The organism is Rhizobium atlanticum (assembly GCF_030182485.1).
Taxonomy (GTDB): Bacteria; Pseudomonadota; Alphaproteobacteria; order Rhizobiales; family Rhizobiaceae; genus Rhizobium.
This window is the reverse complement of record NZ_JAQJCJ010000019.1, coordinates 80622-102025: the sequence shown is the minus strand read 5'-3', so window position 1 is coordinate 102025 and position 21404 is coordinate 80622. Positions and strand designations below refer to the sequence as shown.

General features: G+C 61.4%; 21 protein-coding genes. 8 read left to right on the top strand and 13 right to left on the bottom strand.

All coding sequences use genetic code 11. The features are described from left to right. From PH551_RS25090 to PH551_RS25075, 4 genes are all read right to left on the bottom strand, one after another. Complete coding sequence (locus PH551_RS25090) at positions 1-1314, bottom strand: cytosine deaminase (RefSeq protein WP_285195455.1); 1314 nt, start codon at positions 1312-1314, stop codon at positions 1-3. Beyond that, complete coding sequence (locus PH551_RS25085; protein ID WP_183703176.1) at positions 1314-2156, bottom strand: ABC transporter permease; 843 nt, start codon at positions 2154-2156, stop codon at positions 1314-1316. Before PH551_RS25085 ends, PH551_RS25090 begins: the two co-directional genes overlap by 1 nt. Further along, positions 2153-2980, bottom strand: coding sequence for an ABC transporter ATP-binding protein (locus PH551_RS25080; RefSeq protein ID WP_285195454.1), 828 nt, complete (start codon positions 2978-2980; stop codon positions 2153-2155). The genes PH551_RS25085 and PH551_RS25080 overlap by 4 nt, the downstream gene beginning before the upstream one ends. A gap of 67 nt (positions 2981-3047) precedes the next feature. Continuing rightward, positions 3048-4061 (bottom strand): ABC transporter substrate-binding protein, encoded by a 1014-nt coding sequence (locus tag PH551_RS25075; RefSeq protein WP_285195453.1) that lies wholly within the window; start codon positions 4059-4061, stop codon positions 3048-3050. Between the two features lie 182 nt (positions 4062-4243). On the opposite strand from PH551_RS25075, the gene PH551_RS25070 reads away from it, so the two are divergent. Continuing rightward, complete coding sequence (locus PH551_RS25070; RefSeq protein WP_085778110.1) at positions 4244-5194, top strand: LysR family transcriptional regulator; 951 nt, start codon at positions 4244-4246, stop codon at positions 5192-5194. A 9-nt stretch (positions 5195-5203) separates the two neighbouring features. Here PH551_RS25070 and PH551_RS25065 read toward each other — a convergent pair whose 3' ends face one another. Further along, a complete protein-coding gene (locus tag PH551_RS25065; RefSeq protein ID WP_285195452.1) occupies positions 5204-6001 on the bottom strand; it encodes a creatininase family protein in 798 nt (265 codons plus the stop codon). A gap of 232 nt (positions 6002-6233) precedes the next feature. Here PH551_RS25065 and PH551_RS25060 point away from each other — a divergent pair, with 232 nt between their 5' ends. After that, complete coding sequence (locus tag PH551_RS25060) at positions 6234-6713, top strand: DUF2938 domain-containing protein (RefSeq protein WP_285195451.1); 480 nt, start codon at positions 6234-6236, stop codon at positions 6711-6713. Positions 6714-6835: 122 nt separating this feature from the next. Here the strand turns inward: PH551_RS25060 and PH551_RS25055 are convergent, their stop codons facing one another. The 5 genes from PH551_RS25055 to PH551_RS25035 form a co-directional block, all read right to left on the bottom strand. Continuing rightward, positions 6836-7165, bottom strand: coding sequence for a transposase (locus tag PH551_RS25055; protein ID WP_285195450.1), 330 nt, complete (start codon positions 7163-7165; stop codon positions 6836-6838). Positions 7166-7203: 38 nt separating this feature from the next. Further along, positions 7204-7785 carry an IS110 family transposase gene (locus PH551_RS25050; RefSeq protein ID WP_285195449.1) on the bottom strand — a complete coding sequence of 194 codons (582 nt, stop codon included), beginning with the start codon at positions 7783-7785 and terminating at the stop codon, positions 7204-7206. A 245-nt stretch (positions 7786-8030) separates the two neighbouring features. Further along, a complete protein-coding gene (locus tag PH551_RS25045; protein ID WP_138394179.1) occupies positions 8031-8672 on the bottom strand; it encodes a ThuA domain-containing protein in 642 nt (213 codons plus the stop codon). 17 nt (positions 8673-8689) lie between these two features. Further along, positions 8690-9790, bottom strand: a complete 1101-nt coding sequence (locus PH551_RS25040; RefSeq protein WP_285195448.1) for a Gfo/Idh/MocA family protein — start codon at positions 9788-9790, stop codon at positions 8690-8692. 32 nt (positions 9791-9822) lie between these two features. Beyond that, positions 9823-11022, bottom strand: a complete 1200-nt coding sequence (locus PH551_RS25035; RefSeq protein ID WP_285195447.1) for an ROK family transcriptional regulator — start codon at positions 11020-11022, stop codon at positions 9823-9825. Between the two features lie 198 nt (positions 11023-11220). Here PH551_RS25035 and PH551_RS25030 point away from each other — a divergent pair, with 198 nt between their 5' ends. From PH551_RS25030 to PH551_RS25015, 4 genes are all read left to right on the top strand, one after another. Continuing rightward, a complete protein-coding gene (locus PH551_RS25030; RefSeq protein WP_285195446.1) occupies positions 11221-12525 on the top strand; it encodes an extracellular solute-binding protein in 1305 nt (434 codons plus the stop codon). Positions 12526-12606: 81 nt separating this feature from the next. Then, complete coding sequence (locus tag PH551_RS25025) at positions 12607-13545, top strand: carbohydrate ABC transporter permease (protein ID WP_285195445.1); 939 nt, start codon at positions 12607-12609, stop codon at positions 13543-13545. Beyond that, the gene (locus PH551_RS25020; protein WP_097598546.1) at positions 13538-14386 is read left to right on the top strand and encodes a carbohydrate ABC transporter permease; all 849 of its coding nucleotides are present in this window, start codon (positions 13538-13540) and stop codon (positions 14384-14386) included. Before PH551_RS25025 ends, PH551_RS25020 begins: the two co-directional genes overlap by 8 nt. A 23-nt stretch (positions 14387-14409) precedes the next feature. Next, positions 14410-15483, top strand: a complete 1074-nt coding sequence (locus tag PH551_RS25015; protein WP_285195444.1) for an ABC transporter ATP-binding protein — start codon at positions 14410-14412, stop codon at positions 15481-15483. 424 nt (positions 15484-15907) lie between these two features. On the opposite strand, the gene kdgD is transcribed toward PH551_RS25015, so the two are convergent. The 3 genes from kdgD to PH551_RS25000 form a co-directional block, all read right to left on the bottom strand. Then, on the bottom strand, positions 15908-16834 hold the full coding sequence (kdgD, locus tag PH551_RS25010; protein WP_285195443.1) for a 5-dehydro-4-deoxyglucarate dehydratase: 927 nt from the start codon (positions 16832-16834) through the stop codon (positions 15908-15910). 36 nt (positions 16835-16870) lie between these two features. Continuing rightward, positions 16871-17845: a mannonate dehydratase gene (locus PH551_RS25005; RefSeq protein ID WP_285195442.1), complete on the bottom strand. Its 975-nt coding sequence runs from the start codon at positions 17843-17845 to the stop codon at positions 16871-16873. Between the two features lie 65 nt (positions 17846-17910). Further along, the gene (locus tag PH551_RS25000) at positions 17911-18621 is read right to left on the bottom strand and encodes a FadR/GntR family transcriptional regulator (RefSeq protein WP_285195441.1); all 711 of its coding nucleotides are present in this window, start codon (positions 18619-18621) and stop codon (positions 17911-17913) included. 132 nt (positions 18622-18753) lie between these two features. On the opposite strand from PH551_RS25000, the gene PH551_RS24995 reads away from it, so the two are divergent. Beyond that, positions 18754-20349 carry an ABC transporter substrate-binding protein gene (locus tag PH551_RS24995; RefSeq protein ID WP_285195440.1) on the top strand — a complete coding sequence of 532 codons (1596 nt, stop codon included), beginning with the start codon at positions 18754-18756 and terminating at the stop codon, positions 20347-20349. 20 nt (positions 20350-20369) lie between these two features. Next, positions 20370-21398, top strand: a complete 1029-nt coding sequence (locus PH551_RS24990) for an ABC transporter permease (RefSeq protein WP_285195439.1) — start codon at positions 20370-20372, stop codon at positions 21396-21398. Positions 21399-21404 lie beyond the last annotated feature (6 nt).

Below are 21404 nucleotides of genomic sequence, written 5' to 3'. Positions count from 1 at the left end.
TCAGGCTCCAACGACGCTGTCGAGTTCACGATAGTCCGGCAGGCTGCGGTCGATCACCTTGCCGCGTCGAAGGACGACGCGGTCGGACTGCGGACGGGAAAGAAATTCGCTCCAGCGCCTGGCGCTGAAGAGCACGAGATCGGCAGCAGTGCCGACGGCGATGCGACCCATATCCGAGCGGCCGAGAATATCGGCGGGCGAGGTGGTGACAACCCGTGCGGCCGTATCCAGCGGATGGTCGAGATGCAGGATGCGGACCGCCTCGCGGAACACTTCCACCGGGTCGAGATCGCCATAGGCATAAAACGGGTCGCGGGTATTGTCGGAGGCGACAGCCGTTGCGACGCCGGCTGCCGCCAGTTCGTGGAAAAGTGTGACGCCGCGCCAGCGCGGTGTGCGGCCGGAATAGCGGTCCTGCAGATACGTGTTGCACATCGGCAGCGAGACGATGGCGAGACGGGCCTCTGCGACGAGATCGACCGTGCGTTTTGCCGTCTCCTCGTCCTGGCGGGCGAGCGAGCAGCAATGGCCGGCCGTCACCTTGCCGCCGAAGCGGTTGCGCAGCACGGCTTGCGCGATCGCCTTCAGGGTCTCCGCAGCCGGATCGTCGGTCTCGTCGACATGAAGGTCGACATCGAGGCCATTATCAGCCGCAGCCCTGAACAACATGTCGAGCTGGCTGTCGAGATCGCCGCTCATACGGGTGACGCCGCCGATCAGCCCGCCCTTTTCGCGGACCACAGTGACGAGATCGGCGAAATAGGCGGCGTCCGCCATGTTTTCCATCGGAAACAGCGCCACCGCCTGTAAGGCGATCCTGTCCTTCCAGACATCGCGCATTTCGGCAAAGACCTCGAATGAAATGCGGTGCTGCGGCGCAAGGGAATCGAGATGGGTTCGAATGAGGCTGGTGCCGTGTGCGTAGGCGCAGCGCAGGGAGAACTCCATCCGCTTCTTGACGTCGGCGGCCGACCAGTTTGCCTCGCGGTCTGCGCGCACGGCCTCCAATGCCCCCGGGAACGTGCCGTCCGGATTGGCGTTGCGCGGCCAGATGTGGCCCTTGTCGAGATGCGTATGCATGTCGGCGAAGCAGGGCCAGACCATGCCTTCCTTGAGGTCGGATTTCGCAATTTCGGCGGGCGCTCCGCCGGGCGGCAACAGGGCGGAAATCACACCGTCGGCGATGACGATATCGGCCCGCACGAGCCCCTCGACGGCAGGTGCGTCATAACCGGTGACGGCAGCTGCAGGCAGAGTCGCATTGCTCAGCACGAAGCGGCCGGCATTGGGCGGTGAGATGAAGGAATAGGTCATCAGTTTTCCCGTTTCAGGCTGCTCTCGTGCCAGCGGTGCAGGGCAAGCCACGAAATGAAGGAGGTGACGGCGAAGATCGCCACGCCGAGCAGCGAGAGCATCAGCAGCGCCGCAAAGAGGCGCGGAATATTGAGCCGGTATTGCGCTTCGAGGAGCCGGAAGGCGAGGCCAGAGCCGGCGCCCGCCGAGCCCGCGGCAAACTCGGCGACGACGGCTGCAATCAACGCCAGGCCGCCGCCGATCCTGAGACCGGTCATGAAATAGGGTTGGGCGGCCGGCAGCTTGAGAAAGAGCAGCGTCTGCCAGCGCGAGGCGCCGTAGAGCTCGAACAGGTTGATGAGATTATGGTCGACGCTTTTCAGCCCCTGCACCATATTCGAAAGGATCGGGAAAAACGCCACGAGGAAGGCGCAGATCAGCAGCGCCACCTGTGTCGACGGCGCATAGATCAGGATGAGCGGCGAGATCGCCACGATCGGGGTGACTTGAAGAATGACCGCGAGCGGATAGAAGGCGAGTTCTATCCAGCGCGATTGCACAAGGAAGATCGCAAAGCCGACGCCGCCGACGAGCGCCAGCATCAGCGATACCAGCGTGATCTTGGTGGTGACCCAGAGGGCAGGGGCAAGCGTGCCCCAATCGGTCACGAAGGCACTTGCGACCGCGGCCGGGCCCGGCAGGATATAGGGCGGCACGCCGGACAGTCTGACATAGGCAGACCAGATCAGGATCAGCGCCGCGATCACCAGCAGGGGGATCAAGATGCGCAACGCCAGATCGCGGCTCCGGGCGCTTGCAGTGGTTTTGACAAGCAGCGGCGCTGCGGCCGGTTCGTCACTCATCGATGGTCCTCCACCGCGTTGATCGCCCCGATCAGCGAATGCGAGACCGTCTCGCAAGCTCTGCGGTATTCTTCCGAAGTGCGGTAATGGGCGTCGCGTTCCAGGCTGGTCGTCAGCGGCAGATCGGCATGCACGCGCCCGGGCCTTGCCTTCATCACGACGATGCGGTTCGAGAGATAAGCGGATTCGAAGACCGAATGAGTGACGAAGATGACGGTGATGCCGGTCACCTTCCAGAGGCGCAGCACGTCGTCGTTCAGCCTCTGGCGGGTGATCTCATCAAGCGCCGCGAAGGGCTCATCCATCAACAGGAGCTTCGGCCTGGTCACGAGCGCCCGGGCGATCGACACACGCATCTTCATGCCGCCGGAGAGTTCGCGCGGATAGGCGCTGGCGAAATCCTGAAGCCCGACGGTGCTCAACGTCTCCAGGATTCGATCGTGCGCCGCAGCCTTCGAAACATGTTTCAGCTTCAGCGGCAGATGGACGTTATCGAAGACGGTCTTCCAGGGCATCAGCGTCGGCTCCTGAAAGACGAAGCTGATATCGCCCTCGGGGAGACCCTTGGAGTTGACGCGCGAACTCGGCCAGTCGATCGCGCCCGAGGTCACATTGCCGAGGCCGGCAATGATGCGCAGCGCGGTGGATTTGCCGCAGCCGGATGGACCGAGCAGACTGATGAACTCACCGCTTTCCACGGTCAGCGACATCTTCGAAAGGGCTACGGTTCCGCTGGAGAAGACTTTCGAAACCGATTGCATGACGACCAGCGGCCGCTTGCGCATCTCTTTCGGTGATAGGGCCTGAGCTTCTGCTGGGGGCATTGCCTGTCTCGTTCATGCAGGGGAATGATCCGCCGTGTCGGCGGCGGATCGCAGGCGGGTCTGCGGCTTACTTCTTCATCGCCATTCCGGTGCCTTTGCAGACGAATTTCGTCGTGAAGGCCTTGGTGTAATCCGTCTCCGGCTTGAACACCTTGATCGCTACCATTTCGTCGAAGAAGGCCTTGTAATGCGCCTCGGTCAGGCAGCCGATGCCCTTGTCGAGGCTGTCGCCGGATTCAATGATGCCGTATTCCTTCATCTTGGCGATGGAGTAGGCGATCTGACCATCCGTCATTTCGGGATTGTCCTTCTTGATCAACTCATTGGCCTTGGCGTTGTCGCCGTAGAGATAGTGGTACCAGCCTTCGATCGAGGCATCGACGAAGCGCTGGACGACATCCGGCTTGCTGTCGATCATCGCCTGTGTGGTGGTGATCATCGTCGAATAGGGAGAGTAGCCGTTGTCGGCGAGCAGGAAGACTTTCGGCTCGAATCCGGCCTGCTTCTGGATCTCGTAGGGTTCCGAGGTAAGGTAGCCCTGCTGCGCCGAATCCTTGTCGGCAAGGAAGGGCGCCGGGCTGAAATTGTAGGGCTTGTACTGCTCGTCCCTGAAGCCTTTGAAGTTCGCCTTCATCCACTCGAAATAGGTGAGATAGCCGTCCTTGCCGAGGAACAGAGTCTTGAGCTTCGCGAGATCTTCAAACTTCTCGATGCCGGCATCGGGATGTGCAATCAGCACCTGCGGATCCTTCTGGAAGATTGCCGCGACATCGACGAGCGGAATACCCTGCTCGACGGCCGAGATCTCGCCCTGCGGCCCACCCATGTAGAAATCGATCTTGCCGGAGATCAGAAGCGCGCTGTTGGCGGCGTTCGGACCGCCCTGCACGATGGTGACGTCGAGGCCGTATTTGGCATAGGTGCCATCGGCCACGGCCTGGTAGAAGCCGCCATGCTCGGCCTGCGCCAGCCAGTTGGTGCCGTAGCTGACCTTGTCGGCGCCATGGGCCGAGACGGCGGCGGCGAACATGCCGCCAAGGCCGATGAGTGCGGAAACCGTATTCTTTAGTGCATTGGGCATGATCAGCGTTCCCCTTCGGAGTTCTCGGCGTCTGCGATGACGTCGGATTTTCTTCATAGGAGCGGTTGCTTTGCTCTTTGAAAAGCATCAAATTTCGTGCGCAACGATGCCTTTTCGGCATCTCACCCAAAGCCTGTGCCTAATTTACGCTGCGTGCTTGATTTTTGTGCAACGAGGTCCTGATGCTGCACTCCAGAAAGCTTCTCTATATCAACGAGATCGCGCGATCGGGCTCGATCCGCAAGGCAGCGGCACGGCTGAATGTGGCGTCTTCGGCGATCAACCGGCAAATTCTCGCACTGGAGGAGGAAATGGGTGCGCCGCTGTTCGAGCGCCTGCCGCGCGGGCTGCGCTTGACGGCCGCCGGCGAGCTCTGCATCGAACATATTCGCGAGGTGCTGAAGAATTACGAACGGCTGGAGGGGCGCATTCGCAGCCTGAAGATGCAGCAGGCGGGCAAGGTCCGGCTGGTGACGACGGTCGGCCTTGCGGCCGGGCCGCTGCCTGAGATCATCGCGCGGTTCCAGTCGGAACATCCGCGCGTCTTCATGCAGCTGCGCAACGACGCCGGCACGATGACGGTCAATCCTGTTTTGTCGGGCGAGGTCGATATCGGCCTCGGCTTCAATATTCCGGCAACGCCCGGCATCCGCACCCTCGGCAATTTCGACATTCCGATCGGCGTGGTCCTGCCGCCCGGTCACCATCTGATCGGTCCCGGCCCGATCAACCTTGCCGACATCGTCCAGGAGCGCCTGGTGCTGGCGCAGCAGGGGACCAGCCTGCGCGACGTGATCAATCTGGCCCTGGCGCGCCTCGACGTGCATGTCGAACCGGTGCTCGAAACCAATGCCTCGGAGATGCTGAAGAAACTGGTCAAATCGGGGGCGGGGCTGACGATCCTGAACCCGCTCGACGTCATCACCGAATGCCGGCAGGGCGAACTGGTCTTCCGGCCGATCGCTGAGCCGCATGCGCGCCATCAGCCGATGAAGCTTTTTGCCCGCGCCCGCGCGCCGCTCGATTCCGCCACCAGCCTGTTTGTTGAGTACCTCTTGGCCGAACTGGCCGGCCTGGTGCAGGAACTGCAGGCCAAGGGTCACATCGCGGCCTATGCTTCCGCGGCGATGTGAGCCACCGCCTTACTTCGAGTAGAGATTGGAAAGCTGGTAACGCTTCAGGTCATAGAGGAGCTCTATGAAGCCCCTGACCTGATGGCGGCAGATTGCTTCGCCCTTTTCTGACGTCCCGAGCGACGCGTCGCCGACGACGCCGTTAGGATTGAGGTCGTGGGCGATCCAGGCGAGCGAATGCGGCGGCAGCGGCTGAAGGTATTTCGATTGGTCGCGCATCCATTCCGCCTTGGAGGTGAAATTCTGCGCCTTCTCCATCCGCACCAGATCAGGTCGGAAATGCAGCATCAGCGAGGTTTCCACCTCGCCGCCATGGATGCCGTATTTCAGCTCATGGTCGCCGATCATGCCCTCGGGATGGCCGAAGCGGCCCCATTGCGTGGAGACGACGGCCATCGCGTAGCGCACGCGCAGCTCGCGCGCGACGATGCTCATGATATCGACATTGCCGCCATGCGAATTGACGATCACCATTTTGCGGATGCCTGCTTCGGCAACCTTTGCGCCGATCGCGGTCCAGACCGGAATGAGCAGTTCGGCGCCAAGCGACAAGGTTCCCGGCCCGTAAATATGTTCATTGGCCTTGCCGATTTCCTGCGTCGGCAGCACCAGGCAATCGAGATCGGCGGGCTTCTGCTTCCGCAACTCGGCAAGCATGCCGGTTGCGATAGCGACGTCGGTAGCAACAGGTAGATGCGGCCCGTGCTGCTCGGTCGAGGCGATCGGCAGGATGGCGATCGTGGTGTCCGCAGACAATCCCGCGAAGTCGTCGCTGACCAGTTCGTTCCAGTAAAATGGCACTGTCATTGCCGTTCGCCTCTCATTGCCGTTCGAGACAGTGAGTAGGGAATAACGCTACCTGCGAAAAGCATCAATTTGCGGCCGCACCGATGCCTTTTTGCGGATGATGGAGCAGCTGCCCCATCGACGGCGCCCCTTAGTCGCAATGTCTCGGCGAATGTCATGCCGAAACCATTGCGCAAGCGCGGCCGCAATGGTTCTCTGGCGCCTCTATCAAAATGCTCTCCGGTGATTCCCGATGTTCGATATTTTATGGCGCGGTCTGGCGATCGGCGCCGGCGCAACCATCCTCATGGACCTCTGGGCAATTGTGCTTGCCAAGTTCTTCGGTCAGCCGCCCGCCAATTGGGCGCCGGTCGGCCGCTGGTTCTGGCATCTCGGCCGCGGCAAGGTCTTTCATGACAGCATTGCCGATGCTGCGCCTTACGCGAATGAACTCGCTCTCGGCTGGATCAGCCATTACGTCGTCGGCATCCTCTATGGGGTGATCTTTGCGCTCATCATGGGAGAGGGATGGTTCGCCGCACCGACATTTCTTCCCGCCTGGATCTTCGGCATCGTCACCGTTGGGGCAGGGTGGTTCCTGCTGCAGCCGGGCCTCGGCCTCGGCTGGGCTGCTACGAAACATCCAAAGCCGATGAAGGTGCGGTGTTTCAATCTGCTGGCGCATACAGTGTTTGCATTAGGACTTTACGGTACGGCGTTGATTTTGTGCTGAGATCGCCGCTTGCCCCTCACCCTAGCCCTCTCCCCGTAAACGGGGCGAGGGGACCTGCCTCGCGAGAGGTCGGAGAGGTTGCGGCATGGTCCCTTCGCCCCGCAAGCGGGGAGCAACCATGTTTAATTCTTGCGGTGTTGGGGCGTCCATTCGGTCTTTCGAAAGAGGATTGTGTTGGCGAGGACGATGAGTTTTCGGGCGACGGCTATGACGGCGCACAGGTGTTCCTTTCCGTTCTGACGCAAGCGCGTGTAGAAAGCGGCGAGATCCGGATTGTGCCGGGTTGCCGTGAATGCGCACATGAACAGGCTCTTTCGCAGGCGTTCGCGACCACCCTGGATGCGGCGTCTGCCGTGATATTTTCCGCTATCGTCGTCATAGGGTGCGACGCCGGCAAGGGCGGCGATCTCGGCGCGGCTGGCATGGCCGAGTTCGGGCAGCCGAATGATCAAGCACAGGGCGCTGCGCAGCCCGATCCCCTTGATGGAGATCAGCAGATCGAGCCGTTGCGCCAGGTCGCAATCGTCGCGAACCGTCTTTTCGAGCCGCAGCAGATGGGCCTTGCGGCAGGTTTCGAGGCGGGCGACCTCGCGCAGGTGGCGGCGTTTGATCGCCTCCGACAAGGCGGTCTCGGCAAAGGTCTGACCAGCGCGATCTGCTGCTCGATCTGTTCCAGATAGGTCAGTTCGGCGGCCAACTTGTCGAAGCGTGCGTCCGGCAGCGCCGGCAACTGCTCGAGACTTGCCGTGAAGAGCGCAATCAGCACGGCATCGAGCCGATCGTTCTTGGCCCGCTTGAGCCGGCTCTTGGCAAAGAAGCGCAACTGCGCCGGCTGCAGACGCGCCGCCGGCCGCTTGCCGGCCCGCAGATGCGCCAGCAGCCGCCATTCATAGCCGCCGGAGGCTTCGAAGCCGATGCGGCTGACGTCATGCTCTCGAAGAAAGGCGTCAAGCACCTTCAAGCCAGCGGTGTCGTACGTGACCCTCAGCCTTGCCTTACCGGGATGGAGGGCAATGTCGAGATGGCTTTTGCCGACATCGATTCCGGCACAAATCATGCTATTATCGGTCATCTTCGTCGTCCCTGTCTTGGATACGAACCCCAAGGTTCCTGCAACCACACGGGCCAGATGAAGAGCCGGTTGCGATCCTGCTCCCCACAGCCCCAAACGGCTAAGAAGGTGACGATCCGACAACCAGCTGCCGGGCGGGCGGCCACCCGCCCGGCAAGCATCAATATCCTACATTTTTCTTATCCAAGAAGGTGGCGGCAGCCGGATGAGGGGCAGGGCAAACCCACGAACCGAACAGCCCTATCTCACCGCGCCGCCCAATTCGCACCGCGCCGGAAGATCGTCTTCATCTCCGGCACGTCGAACTCTTTGGCCTGATGGCCGAGCGAGGAATAGAACACACGGCCCTTGCCGTATTTGCGCTTCCAGACGACGGGCATGACGACGCCGTCGATCCAGTAGGCGTGTTCGCCGGTAAACCTGGTCGTCGCCAGGACCTCGTTCGAGGGGTCGACATGCATGTAATATTGCTCTGACCTATAGGGGAAGTCGGCAATCCCCTCCATCAGCGGATCGTCGGGGCGGGTGATGTTGACGGTATAGTCGATAATGTTGCCGGGATGGGCCACCCACTGGCCGCCGATGATGAACTGATAGTCGACGGAGTCGCGGAAGGCATCGCCGGCGCCGCCATGGTAGCCGGCGATACCGACGCCGCTTTCGATCGCGGCGGCGAGGTTCTTGACCTCCTCCTTCTCGATCTTCGACATCGTCATGATCGGCACGACGAGGCTGAGATCGTGGACGGAGGGGTCGGCAAGCGCCTCGGTCCCGTGTTCGAGATAGACCTTGAAACCGTCTTCCTCGAGCATGGTCTTGATGATTTCGGCGCATTCCTGCGGCTCGTGTCCGCTCCAGCCACCCCAGACGATCAGTGCTTCACGCATTCTCTTTCCTCCTGAAACTATTTCGCCAGCCGTCCGTCGACGATGGAATCCGACAAGGGGGCAGGGCGTTCGACCGCCGTGGTAATCGTCACCGTCCGCCCAGTCTCGGACGCCGTATGGAAGGCTTCCATGACTTCGAGCACATGCAGCGCCAGGTCGCCATCGGCGCGGTGCGGGCGGTTAGAGCGGATCGCATGCGCCATGTCGGCGACGCCGAGCGAGCGATAATTGGCGTCGGCATAGGGTGCGATGATCGGCTGGTCCTCGAAGGCGCCGCCCTTCTTCAGATATTCGACCGGGCCGGCGAACTTGTTGGGGTCGGGGACGATAAGCGTGCCCTCGGTTCCGTAGACTTCGAGCGGCACATGCTTGTGGCCGGCGACGTCGAAGCTCATGGCGATCTGCACCACCGCGCCGTTGGCAAAGGCCATCATGCCGGCGACATGGGTCGGCACATGCACCGGAATTCGCTCGCCATTGCGCGGTTCGCTGGTAATCAGCCGTTCGGCCCTCGGCGTCGTCGCAAAGCCCGCGACCTGGGATACCGGGCCGAGCAGATTGATAAGATCGGTGATGTAGTAAGGGCCCATATCGAGCATCGGCCCGCCGCCGACTTCGTAATAGAAGGCCGGGTTCGGATGCCAGCGCTCATGGCCCGGGCACATGAAGCTGGCGGAGCCGCCGACCGGCTGGCCGATGACGCCTTGGTCGATCAGGGCGCGGGCCGTCTGATGGCCGCCGCCGAGGAAGGTGTCAGGCGCCGCGCCGATGCGCAGATTTCGCCCGCGCGCCGCCTCGGCCAATTTTTTCCCTTCCGCGAAATTAATCCCGAGCGGTTTTTCGGAGTACGTGTGTTTGCCGGCCTCGAGCGCTTGGAGCGCGACGGCGACATGGGCTTTCGGGATCGTCAGATTGACGATGATTTCGATCTTGGGATCGGCGAAGAGTTCTTCGACTGATTTGACGGGAACGTTGAATTCGCGCGCCTTGGCCTCTGCGAGCTCCCGGTTGAGATCGGCGACGCCGCGGATATCGAGGATGGGAAAGGAGGCCATCGCTGTAAGATAGGCGCCCGAAATATTGCCGCATCCAATGATGCCGATACCGACTTTGTCCATGATTTCCTCCATTGATCTTGAGTGTGCGCTCCTCAGAGCGCCGGCCCGGTGGTGCTCCAGGGCGATTCGTAGAGTTCGTAGAGCGCCACGGCCGCGGCACCCTGCGCCCAGAAATCATCGCTCGAATCGTCGAAGACGAGTTCGCTGACGCCCCTCAGCGAGGGCGGGATGGCAAGCGCATAGGCGTCGCGCAGGCTGTTCAAGAAGGGGTCGCCGAGCGCCAGGCTGGAGCCGACGAGAATGACCCGCGGCGGCGCAAACAGCGTGACGATATTGGCGATGGTTAATCCGACAGCTTCGCCGGCGCGGATGGCAGAGGCGATCAGCCGGTCGTCGTCGGCCTTGATCAGCGCTTGGGCATGGGTCATGCCGCGCCCGAGGCGGATGGCTTCGGCAAAACGCCCGTCGGTCTGATGTTCGCCGAGGATGGCGCTTTCGCCGGCCTGACTGAAGAGCCGCACTGCGCCGTTCGGTCCCATGCCGAGGACAAGATCGCCGAGGTTATGGCTGAGACCGCCGGCGCCGCGAAACAGGCGGTTGCCGTGCAGCACGCCGAGACCGAGCGTCTGTTCCAGCGAAATCAGCACCATGTCCTCAAGATCGCGGGCCTTCCCGAACCAGTGGTGGCCGAGCGTGATGGCGTGGGCGTCGCTTTCGACGATGGTCGGCGTCGACAGCCGCGTCGACATCTCGGCGGCAAAATCGACATTGATGTCACGAAAGATCGGGCTGCTTCTGATGTAACCGGTGCGGTGCTCGATAACGCCGGGAAAGCCGAGGCAGATGCTGTCGACATCTTCGAGCGACAGGCCGGCATCGACGACGCAGCGACGGACGCCGTCTTCGACCAGGTCGGCGATGACACCGATCGGCTGCCGGTCGATGCGGATCGGCAAAGCCAGCTTCGACAGCACGTCGCCGCGGAAATTGGTGACGACGAACACCATGCGGCTGGCGGCGATCTTGCCGCCGACGACGCGGGCGGCGTCGGGATTGAGCTCCAGCGCCACGCGCGGCCTGCCGCGCACCGCCTCATTGCGGATATCACCCTCATGCCGCGGCAGGATCAGCCCGTCATCGAGCAGCGAGGCGGTGATGGCCGAGACGGTTGTCGTCGACAGCTCCGTCCGCTCGCTGATTTCGATGCGCGAGATCGGGCCATGGCGCCGGATGGTATCGAGCACGTTCAAGCGATTGATCGCGCGCATCAATTCTGGATCTGCAGTCTTCATGAAAATGTGCCGGCAGTCGTTTGGTTGGCTGAAGCCAATATTTATAACGGGTTACGAATTAAATAGCAGGCAATTCCACAGAGCTGTCAAGCGAATTTGGCAAAAATTAATGCATCGGGTTGACATCCGGCACAAGGTCCGCTGAATTAATCCGCATTGGGGAAAAATTGTGAGGATAGGTCCCCTGGGAGGAAGATCATGTATTTCATGCTGAAGAACGCCGGTCTCGGCGGCGGGCGCATTGTATCCATGGCCGCGGCAGCCGGCATGTTGCTGGCCGGAGCCGGGTCCGCCTCGGCGGCGACGGTGGTCAAGTGGCTGCATCTTGAAACCGATCCGAAGAACGTCGCCGCCTGGGAAGACATCGTCAAGAAATACGAAGCCCAGCATCCCGACGTCGACATCGAGATGCAGTTTCTCGAAAACGAGGCCTTCAAGGCCAAGCTTCCCACGCTGCTGCAGTCTGACGACGTGCCGGATTTCTTTTTCAGCTGGGGCGGCGGCGTCCTGAAGCAGCAGTCCGAGACCGGCGCGCTGCAGGATGTGACGGCAGCACTCGATGCCGATGGCGGCAAATTGCGCAAGGCCTTTACCCCGGCTTCGGTCGACGGCCTGACCTTCGACGGCAAGACCTGGGCGATCCCCTACAAGGTCGGCCTGGTGAGCTTCTTCTATAACAAGGCGCTGTTTGCCAAGGCAGGCGTCAAGGCCGAGGACATCAAGACCTGGACCGATTTTCTCGAGGCGGTGAAGAAGATCAAGGCGGCCGGTATCGTGCCGATCGCCGGCGGCGGGGGCGAGAAATGGCCGATCCACTTCTACTGGAGCTATCTCGTCATGCGCGAAGGCGGCCAGAAGGTTTTCGACGCGGCCAAGAAGGGCGAGGGCGAAGGCTTCCTCGATCCGGCCATCATCAAGGCCGGCGAAGATCTCGCCGAGCTCGGCAAGCTCGAACCTTTCCAGCCTGGCTATCTCGGCGCAACCTGGCCGCAGACGCTCGGCGTTTTCGGCGACGGCAAGGCAGCGATGATCCTCGGCTTCGAGGCGACCGAGGCCAACCAGCGCAAGAATGCCGGCGACGGCAAGGGGCTTTCGCCCGACAATATCGGCCGTTTCGTCTTCCCGACGGTTGAAGGCGGCGCCGGAAAGCCCACCGATACGCTTGGTGGCCTGAACGGCTGGGCGCTCACCAAGAAGGCCTCCAAGGAAGCGATCGATTTCCTCGCTTTCCTGACGAATGCGGACAACGAGCGGGCAATGGCCGAGGCCGGGATGCTCCTGCCTGTTGCCGTCGGCGCTGATGACGGCGTCGTCAACCCGCTGCTCGCCGAATCGGCCAAACAGCTTGCGGGTTCGACCTGGCATCAGAACTTCTTCGACCAGGATCTCGGTGCGGCCGTCGGCCGTGTCGTCAACGACGTCTCGGTGGAAATCGTCTCCGGACAGATGAATTCCAAGGACGGCGCCCAGATGATCCAGGATGCTTTCGAACTGGAACAATAACCAGCGCCAGCAGAACCTTCCGGCGCTCCTGCCAATCGGGAGCGCCGGCATCGCTGCCGACGAGATGCGAAAGCAGGAACCATGGCCAATATCTCAGTCCTATCGACACCGAGCGCCGCAAGGCCGGCAAGACGAGTTGCAAACCGGAAGAGCTCGGTCGCCCACGACCGCCTGACCGTGCTGTTGCTGTTTCTGCCACCGGCGCTGCTGCTCTTCACGCTCTTCGTCATCATGCCGATGGGCGAGGCGGCCTGGTACAGCCTCTATAAGTGGAACGGTTACGGCACGCCGACGGAGTTCATCGCGCTCCGCAATTTCCAGGTCCTGTTCCGCAACGCGGCGTTTACCCAGGCGCTGGTCAATAACGGCCTGATCATCGTCATCTCGATCTGCATCCAGGTGCCGCTCGCCATTTGGCTGGCCACCATGCTCGCCCACCGCATTCCCGGCGTCGTCGCTTACCGCCTGATCTTCTTCCTGCCCTATGTGCTTGCCGACGTTGCCGCAGGCCTTATCTGGCGCTTTGTCTATGATGGCGACTACGGCCTGTTTGCCGCCATTTCCAACTTCTTCGGTTTCGCCAATCCTTACGTGCTCGCCGACAAGGAGCTGGCGATCTATGCCATCCTGGGGGTCATCGTCTGGAAATATTTCGGCTTCCACATGATGCTGTTCATCGCCGGCCTGCAATCGGTCGACAAGAGCGTGCTGGAGGCGGCCGAGATCGACGGCGCCACCGGCTGGCAGAAATTCCGCTATGTCACGCTGCCGCTCCTCGGCTCCACCCTGCGCCTTTCAATCTTCTTCGCCGTCGTCGGCTCGCTGCAGCTCTTCGATATGATCATGCCGCTGACCGGCGGCGGGCCGTCGAACTCGACGCAGACGATGGTCACCTTCCTCTATACCTACGGTGTCATGCGCATGCAGGTGGGTCTGGGCAGCGCCGTCGGCGTGGTGCTCTTCATAATCTGCGTGACACTCGCCTTCGGTTACAAAAGGATCTTCATGCGCCATGACTGATATGAGCTCTTCCATCCGCATGAGGACATCCACCCGCATCTATCTCTACGTGTCGCTGAGCCTGATCGCGGCGATCGTGCTGGTGCCGCTGCTGACGACGGCGCTCGGCGGCTTCAAGACCCTGGGGGATCTCCGCACCAATCCCTTCGGACTGCCGACGGAATGGCAATGGGCCAACTATACCGACATTCTCTTCGGCGAGCGCTACTGGCTGCAGATCGGCAATTCGCTTGTAATCGCAGCACTGACCGTGCTCTTGACGCTGATCGTCTCGTCGATGGCGGCCTTCGCCTTTGCCCATGTGCGCTTCTTCGGATCGTCCTTCCTGCTCAACTATTTCCTGCTCGGGCTGATGTTTCCGGCCGCGACCGCGATCCTGCCGTTGTTCATCCGCATCCGCGATCTCGGCCTGCTCAATACCTATTGGGGCGTGGTGCTGCCGCAGGTGGCCTTCGGCCTCGGCATGAGCATCCTTTTGTTCCGGAACTATTTCCGCAACCTCCCGGAAGAATTGTTTCAGGCGGCCTTCGTCGACGGTTGCGGTTATATGAGATTCTTCTGGCATATCTCGCTGCCGCTCTCCCGCCCGATCGTCGCCACCGTCAGCATTATCTCCTTCGTCGGCAGCTGGAACAGCTACATCCTGCCGCTGATCATGCTGAACTCGGAATCCAAATATCCCTGGCCGCTCGGCATAATGGTCTATCGCGGTGAATTCGGCACGGAGTGGCAGCTGGTGCTGGCCTTCATCACCCTCACGATCCTTCCCACGATCATCGTTTTCTTTGTCGCCCAGAGACATATCATCGCCGGATTGACTGCCGGCGCCGTGAAGTCCTGAGCCGAACCGTTGGAGTTGCATCAATGGCATCCGTTGAACTGAAAGATGTAAACAAGGCCTACGGCGCCGTCGACGTCATCCACGGCATTTCGCTTCATATCGAGGATGGCGAATTCGTCGCGCTCGTCGGCCCGTCCGGCTGTGGGAAGTCGACGCTGCTGCGAATGATCGCCGGTCTCGAGGAAATCACCGACGGCGAGATTGCCATCGGCGGCAATGTCGTCAACGCCATGACGCCGCGCGAGCGCAACATCGCCATGGTCTTCCAGTCCTATGCGCTTTATCCGCATATGACGGTCGCCGAAAACATGGGTTTCAATCTGAGGCTCGCCGGCGTTGCCAAGCCGGAGATCGAGGCCCGCGTCTCTGAAGCGGCCCGCATGCTCGACCTCGCCAAACTGCTCGACCGCAAGCCGGCGCAGCTTTCCGGCGGCCAGCGCCAGCGCGTCGCCATGGGCCGTGCCATCGTGCGCGATCCGGCCGTCTTCCTGTTCGATGAGCCGCTCTCCAACCTTGATGCGAAACTGCGCGTGCAGATGCGTTCGGAGATCAAGACGTTGCACCAGAAGGTCCGGACGACTTCGATCTATGTCACCCACGACCAGATCGAGGCAATGACGCTCGCCGACCGCATCGTCGTGCTCAACCAGGGCAAGGTGGAGCAGCAGGGAACACCGCTCGAACTTTACAAGAAGCCGGCCAATCTTTTCGTCGCCGCCTTCATCGGTTCGCCAGCGATGAATATGCTCGACGGCACGGTGGATGGCGAAAGCGGTGAACCGGCTGCTCGTCTCGACGACGGCACTGCGATCCGCATTGCGCCCGACCGAAAGGTCAGGCGCGGCCAGGCCGTCACTATCGGCCTGCGCCCCGAGCATCTCGTTCCCGGCCTGTCGGCCGGCACACCGCTCGCCGGCCGCACGATGCTGGTGGAACCCACAGGCGCCCAGACCCATGTGGTCTTCGATCTTGCCGGACAACAGGTGACGGCAGTCGTCGACGGCGAATACCCCGCCCGCTACGGCGCCGTGTTCGAGGCGAGCATCGCCAGCGACCAGGTGCATATTTTCGACCGCGGCACTGGTGTGGCGCTGTAGGTGAGGGCGGCTTTATCGTCAGTCGCTGCCTTCCACCATAACCCACTGGGTCGAGCCACTTGTCTCGACGCGGCTTCCGGGGATGTGCCTCAAAAGCTGGGAGTGAAGCGAAGAGGGTGCGGCATAATCCCTTCTCCCCAGCGGGGAGAAGGTGCCGGCAGGCGGATGAGGGGGCTACACAGCACACTTTTTCCTTAATCACACATCCCGCCACGCCGACGACAAATACCCTGAACTGTCGAATCGTCGCCGGTACGGACTAAGCTCGCATGGACACTATAGGAAAACCGGCTTCGCCGGCCCCCTCATCCGCCCTACGGGCACCTTCTCCCCGCTGGGGAGAAGAGGGAATCGCGAGGCTGCGGCATCTCCCATAGCCTCGGTTCAAGGGGCACGTCCAGGCACGTCCTCTATCACCAACCTGTTACTCCGTCGCAATCCGTTCCACACCATTTGCCTGGACGATCTTTTCCAGCAGCGCGAGCTCCTCCGGGGTGAGATCCGTCAGAGGCGGCCGCACCGGCCCAGGATTCTGGCCGAGCACCTCGAGGCCGGCCTTGATAATCGAAACGGCATAGCCCCGTTTGCGATTGCGCAGGGCGACAAAGGGGAAGAAGAAGCTCTTCAGGATCTCGTTGACGGTCGTCTGATCGCCGGTGCGCAAGGCGCCGTAAAAGCGCTGGGCCAGCGCCGGGACGAAGTTGAAGACGGCCGATGAATAGGTGGTCACGCCGGCGGCGAAATAGGCCTGGGCATAGACCTCATGGGTCGGCATGCCGCCGACATAGACGAGACGATCGCCGAGCCGCGTGGTGATCTCGATGACCTTGTCGACATCGCCGACGCCATCCTTGAAGCCGATCAGGTTCGGGCATTCCTCGGCAAGGCGCGCGATGCTGTCGGCCGTCAGGATGGCGTTGTCGCGGTTATAGACGATGACGCCGATGCCGACCGATCGGCAGACCGCCTTGACATGGGCGATCAGGCCGGCCTGCTCGGCAAACATCAGATAGGGCGGCAGAAGCAGCAATCCGTCGGCGCCGGCCTTTTCGGCCGCCTGTGCGATCTCGATGGCAAGCGACGTGCCGTAGCCGGTTCCCGAGATGATCGGCGTCCTGCCGGCCGAGGCCTTGGCGGCTTTGACGACCTGCGGGATCTCGCTCGGATTGAGGGAGAAGAATTCGCCCGTGCCGCCGGCGGCGAACAGCGCCGCGGCGTCGTAGCCGGCAAGCCATTCGACATGACGGCGGTATTTCGATTCGTCGAACTTGAGTTCATCGTTGAAATGCGTCACCGGAAACGACAGCAGGCCGCTGCCGACGGCCTTCTTCAATTCGATCGGGTTCATCATGACGTCCTATTCCTTGGGTGTTGAAAATCGATCGTGTCAGGCGCTCTCGAGCACTTGAAGAAGTGCCGCGATGTAGCCGTAACAAAATGCAAATGCAGTGGCGGACGGGTCCCTGCCGCTGACGGTCGGCACGTGGTCGGGCATCAGCATGTATTTGTAGCCGACTTCCTTGTAGATCCTGGCCGAGCGGACCATGTCCATGTCGCCCTCGTCGGGGAAGGTCTCCATGAAGGACAGCTTGCCGCCGCGAATGTTGCGGAAGTGAACGTTGAAGATCTTGTTGCGCTCTCCGAACCAGCGAATGACGTCGTCGATCTCTTCGCGTGGATTTTCGAGCATCTCGCCGACCGATCCCTGGCAGAAATTGAGCCCGTGATAGGGGTTTTCGCGCATCTGCACGAATTTCTTCAGCCCTTCCACCGTGCCGAGCACGCGTGTGACGCCGCGATAGCCGGGCGGCGTGTAGGGGTCGTGCGGATGGCAGGCGAGCCGGACGCGATTGCTTTCGGCGACCGGCACGACGCGTTCGAGGAAATAATCGATCCGTTCCCAGTTTTCGTCCTCGGAGAGCACGCCGGCAAGGCCGGGGGCTGCCTGCTGATCGGTCTTCTCCCAGCGGAAGCTCGCATTCAGCGAGCCGCCGCGTCCCGGTTCATCGGGCGTGCGCGGAATGCCGATCAGGTTGAGATTGTACTTGACCGCCGGAATGCCGGCCGCCGCGACATCCTCGATCATCTGGCAGACCGCATCGATCTGCCGGTCACGCTCAGGCCCGGCAAGCAGGATGTCGGGATAGGAAGCCTTCTCGATCGGCTGCGAGGGCAGGGGCAGCTGGATCATGTCGAGGATCAGGCCGAAGCTCTCGACCTTGTCGCGATGGCGTTCGATGTCGGCAAGCGTCCAGCTGCTCGGCATTCCCGGCGGATCGGCGCTGATATGCTTCACCCCCAATTGCGCGAAGATCCGATAATCGTCATCGTCGCGCGCCGCCACCTGTGTTCCAAGATACATCAGAGACCCTCTCCAAATTCAACAATGTCATATGACATAATATGAATTTTTAAAAGTGTCGAGCCCTATTGCTGTTCGGCGAGCATCCGATAGCGACGTTGGCTCGCCATCAAATGCGCGCGCATCGTCTGGCGGGCGCGGTCGGGGTCCTGATCGGCGATCGCCGCCAGGATGTCCACATGTTCGGCATAAACCTTCTGCAGATACTCGCGGTCATTGGCCTCCGGCAGCGTCGGAAACTGGCCGCGGGGGATGGCGCGCGGGCCGAAATGACGGAGAACATCGACATAGAACCGGTTGTTGGTGGCCGCCGCGATCGCCATGTGGAAGGCATAATCGGCCTCGACGGTCTGCTGTCCCGTCTCGATCAGTTGCGCCATCCGGCGGTTGGCTTCACGGATCGCCGCTTCCTGTTCGGCCGTGCGGCGATAGGCGGCAATCGCTGCCGCTTCACCCTCGGTCGCCATGCGAAACTCCAGCAATTCCAGGGTTTCCGGAATGCTCTTGATTTCCACCGGCGTCAGCGACATGACCGAATGAACCTTCGGATCCGCGACGAACACGCCTTTGCCCTGGATTGGCCGGACAAAACCCGCAGCCCTTAAATCCGCGATGGCCTCGCGCACCACGGTGCGGCTGACGCCGAAGGTCGATTCGAGCTGCGGCTCGGTCGGCAGCTGGTCGCCGACGCGCAATTTCCCCGTCTCGATTTGCGCGCGCAGTTGATCGATGACCTGCTGCGCCAGTCTTTGCCGACCACGGCCAAGTGTCGTCATTCTCGTTTCCCCAGTTCCTTTGTCCCAAGTCTTCCGCACGGGTCTTGCAAATCAAATTGGACTTCGATAAATCATAATACGACACACGGACGACATAATATGTCTCTTATAGTAATCTAGGGAGGAGTTACAATGAAGCCTTTTTCGAAAGGCCTGTTCGTCGGCGCCGTCATCGGCGCCTTGACGATCGCTGCGCCGCTCTCGCACGCCGCCACGCCTAGGGATCAGCTGGTGATCGGGACATCACTGGCGCAGGTCCTGTCCCTCGATCCGCATCAGGCGACCGAAGGCAAGGCGGTCGAGATCATGTCGAACCTCTACGACCGTCTGGTCAACAGCACACCGGATGGCAAGATCGTGCCGCAGCTGGCCGAAAGCTGGAAGGTCGACGACAGGGGCATCACCTTCACGCTGCGTCAAGCCAATTTCGCCTCCGGCAATCCGGTGACGGCGAAGGACGTCGTCTATTCGCTGGGCCGGCTCCTGAAACTCGACCAGGCCGCCGCCGCCAACCTCAAACGCGTCGGCTACGACAAGACCAATGTCGACAAGCTCGTCACGGCAGTCGACGACAAGACGGTGCGCATCGATTTTTCCGACCAGGTGACCGCCGAAATGCTGCTCTACCGGCTGACGACGTCGACCACCAGCGTCGTCGACAGCGTCGAAGTCGAGAAGCACGTCGCCGACAATGATTATGGCAATGCCTGGATGCGCACGCATTCGGCTGGTTCCGGCCCATTCACCCTGAACCGCTGGTCTCCGAACGAACTCGTGATCCTCGACGCCAACAAGGATTATGTCACCGGCGCTCCGAAGATGAAGCGCGTCATCGTCCGCCATGTTCCGGAAAGCCAGGTCGAGCGGCTGATGCTCGAGCGCGGCGACATCGATATCGCCAGCGCCATGACCGCCGCCGACCTCGCGGCCTTCAAGGACAAGCAGGGCTTTACCATCCAGCGTATTCCGACAGGCGGTTTCTACGTGCTGTCGATGAATGCCGGCAACCAGTACCTGTCCAACCCGAAGGTGCGCGAGGCGATTGCTTATGGCATCGACTATAAGGGCATCGAGAAGACGATCATGGGTCCCTACGGGCGGGCGAGAAACGTTCCGGTTCCGGAGAATTTCGAATCTGCGATCCCGAACCCCGATTGGCATCTCGATGTCGAAAAGGCCAAGCAGCTGTTGGCCGAAGCAGGGTTCAAGGACGGCTTCTCGCTAACGCTGAAGACGATCGCACAGACGCCGCGCATCGACCTTGCCACCGCCATCCAGGCGTCGCTTGCCCAGGTCGGCATCAAGATCGACATCCAGCAGGGCAACGGCTCGGAAATCATCGCCGCCCATCGCGCCAGGGATTTCGATCTGCTGATCCCGCAGACCAGCGCCTATATGCCGAACGTGCTCGGCTCGATGGAGCAGTTCTCCTCCAATCCCGACAACTCGAAGGAGGCCAACAATGCCGGCAACTTCGTTTGGCGCTCGGCCTGGGACATTCCGGAGCTCACTGCTCTGACGGCGAAGGCATCGATGGAGCCGGACGCCAAGAGGCGCGGCGAGCTCTATGTCGAGATGCAGAAGATGTTCGTGGAACAAAAGCCGGCGGTGCTGCCGATGTTCGAACGCTTCGAGCCGATTGTCCTGTCGAGCAAGGTGCAAGGATATGTGGGGCATCCGACCCAGCTGACGCGTCTCGAGAACGTCACGAAGTCTGAAGCCCAGTAATCCTCCTGAGGCAGCCGATCATGAAGGAACTTTCTGTAGCCGAATTTGGCCGACGCCTGGCGCATTTGCTCGTCAGCCTGTTCATCCTCCTCTGTGTGACCTTCGTGATCGGCCGCGTCCTGCCTGCGGATCCCGTCGGCGCGATCGTCGGCGAACTCGCTGATCCCGCCGCCTATGCGGCGATGCGGACGCGGCTGGGGCTCGATCTGCCGATCTATCAGCAGTTCTTCCTCTATCTGAAGGGGCTCGCCCATGGTGATTTCGGCACGGCCGTGCTGACCGGCAATCCCGTCTCTTCGGACCTCGCCCAGGCCTTTCCGGCGACATTCGAACTGGCCACACTTGCCGTGATCATCTCGACCTTCGTCGGTGTCCCGCTCGGCCTGGTCGCGGCGCTGTTTCGCGACAGTGTGATCGACAAGGTAGCGCGCGTGGTCGCCCTCGTCGGTCATTCGATCCCGGTCTTCTGGTTCGGCATCGTCGGCCTCATCATCTTCTATGCCGGCCTGAACTGGGTCGGCGGGCCAGGCAGGATCGATGTGTTTTACGAAGGTCTCGTCACGCCGCAGACCGGGCTGCTGTTGGTCGACAGCCTCCTGCAGGGCGAGACGGAAATCTTCTGGAATGCCCTCGGCCATATCATCCTTCCGGCCATCATTCTCGCCTATGCCGCGATGGCCTACATCACGCGCATGACCCGCAGCTTCACGCTCGAGCAGTTGAGCCAGGATTACGTCATTGCGGCCCGCGCCAAGGGTGTGAGCCCCCTCGGCACGATCTGGCGCCATGTCCTGCCGAACATCGCCGTGCAGCTGATCACCATCCTGGCCATTTCCTACGGCGGATTGCTCGAGGGTGCCGTCGTGACGGAGATCGTCTTTTCCTGGCCGGGCATCGGCCAATACATGACGAATGCGCTGATGATCGGCGACATGAACGCCATCGTGGCCGGCACCATCATTGTGGGATTCATTTTCATGCTGTTGAACTTCCTCGCCGACGTCGCATACGCCATATTTGATCCGCGCATGCGGGAGGCGGCGCGATGAGCCCCA

Coding starts and splice junctions, on each gene's coding strand:
- PH551_RS25090 (WP_285195455.1), bottom strand. CDS start 1,314: ATGACCTATTCCTTCATCTCACCGCCCAATGCCGGCCGCTTCGTGCTG.
- PH551_RS25085 (WP_183703176.1), bottom strand. CDS start 2,156: ATGAGTGACGAACCGGCCGCAGCGCCGCTGCTTGTCAAAACCACTGCA.
- PH551_RS25080 (WP_285195454.1), bottom strand. CDS start 2,980: ATGCCCCCAGCAGAAGCTCAGGCCCTATCACCGAAAGAGATGCGCAAG.
- PH551_RS25075 (WP_285195453.1), bottom strand. CDS start 4,061: ATGCCCAATGCACTAAAGAATACGGTTTCCGCACTCATCGGCCTTGGC.
- PH551_RS25070 (WP_085778110.1), top strand. CDS start 4,244: ATGCTGCACTCCAGAAAGCTTCTCTATATCAACGAGATCGCGCGATCG.
- PH551_RS25065 (WP_285195452.1), bottom strand. CDS start 6,001: ATGACAGTGCCATTTTACTGGAACGAACTGGTCAGCGACGACTTCGCG.
- PH551_RS25060 (WP_285195451.1), top strand. CDS start 6,234: ATGTTCGATATTTTATGGCGCGGTCTGGCGATCGGCGCCGGCGCAACC.
- PH551_RS25050 (WP_285195449.1), bottom strand. CDS start 7,785: ATGACCGATAATAGCATGATTTGTGCCGGAATCGATGTCGGCAAAAGC.
- PH551_RS25045 (WP_138394179.1), bottom strand. CDS start 8,672: ATGCGTGAAGCACTGATCGTCTGGGGTGGCTGGAGCGGACACGAGCCG.
- PH551_RS25040 (WP_285195448.1), bottom strand. CDS start 9,790: ATGGACAAAGTCGGTATCGGCATCATTGGATGCGGCAATATTTCGGGC.
- PH551_RS25035 (WP_285195447.1), bottom strand. CDS start 11,022: ATGAAGACTGCAGATCCAGAATTGATGCGCGCGATCAATCGCTTGAAC.
- PH551_RS25030 (WP_285195446.1), top strand. CDS start 11,221: ATGTATTTCATGCTGAAGAACGCCGGTCTCGGCGGCGGGCGCATTGTA.
- PH551_RS25025 (WP_285195445.1), top strand. CDS start 12,607: ATGGCCAATATCTCAGTCCTATCGACACCGAGCGCCGCAAGGCCGGCA.
- PH551_RS25020 (WP_097598546.1), top strand. CDS start 13,538: ATGACTGATATGAGCTCTTCCATCCGCATGAGGACATCCACCCGCATC.
- PH551_RS25015 (WP_285195444.1), top strand. CDS start 14,410: ATGGCATCCGTTGAACTGAAAGATGTAAACAAGGCCTACGGCGCCGTC.
- kdgD (WP_285195443.1), bottom strand. CDS start 16,834: ATGATGAACCCGATCGAATTGAAGAAGGCCGTCGGCAGCGGCCTGCTG.
- PH551_RS25005 (WP_285195442.1), bottom strand. CDS start 17,845: ATGTATCTTGGAACACAGGTGGCGGCGCGCGACGATGACGATTATCGG.
- PH551_RS25000 (WP_285195441.1), bottom strand. CDS start 18,621: ATGACGACACTTGGCCGTGGTCGGCAAAGACTGGCGCAGCAGGTCATC.
- PH551_RS24995 (WP_285195440.1), top strand. CDS start 18,754: ATGAAGCCTTTTTCGAAAGGCCTGTTCGTCGGCGCCGTCATCGGCGCC.
- PH551_RS24990 (WP_285195439.1), top strand. CDS start 20,370: ATGAAGGAACTTTCTGTAGCCGAATTTGGCCGACGCCTGGCGCATTTG.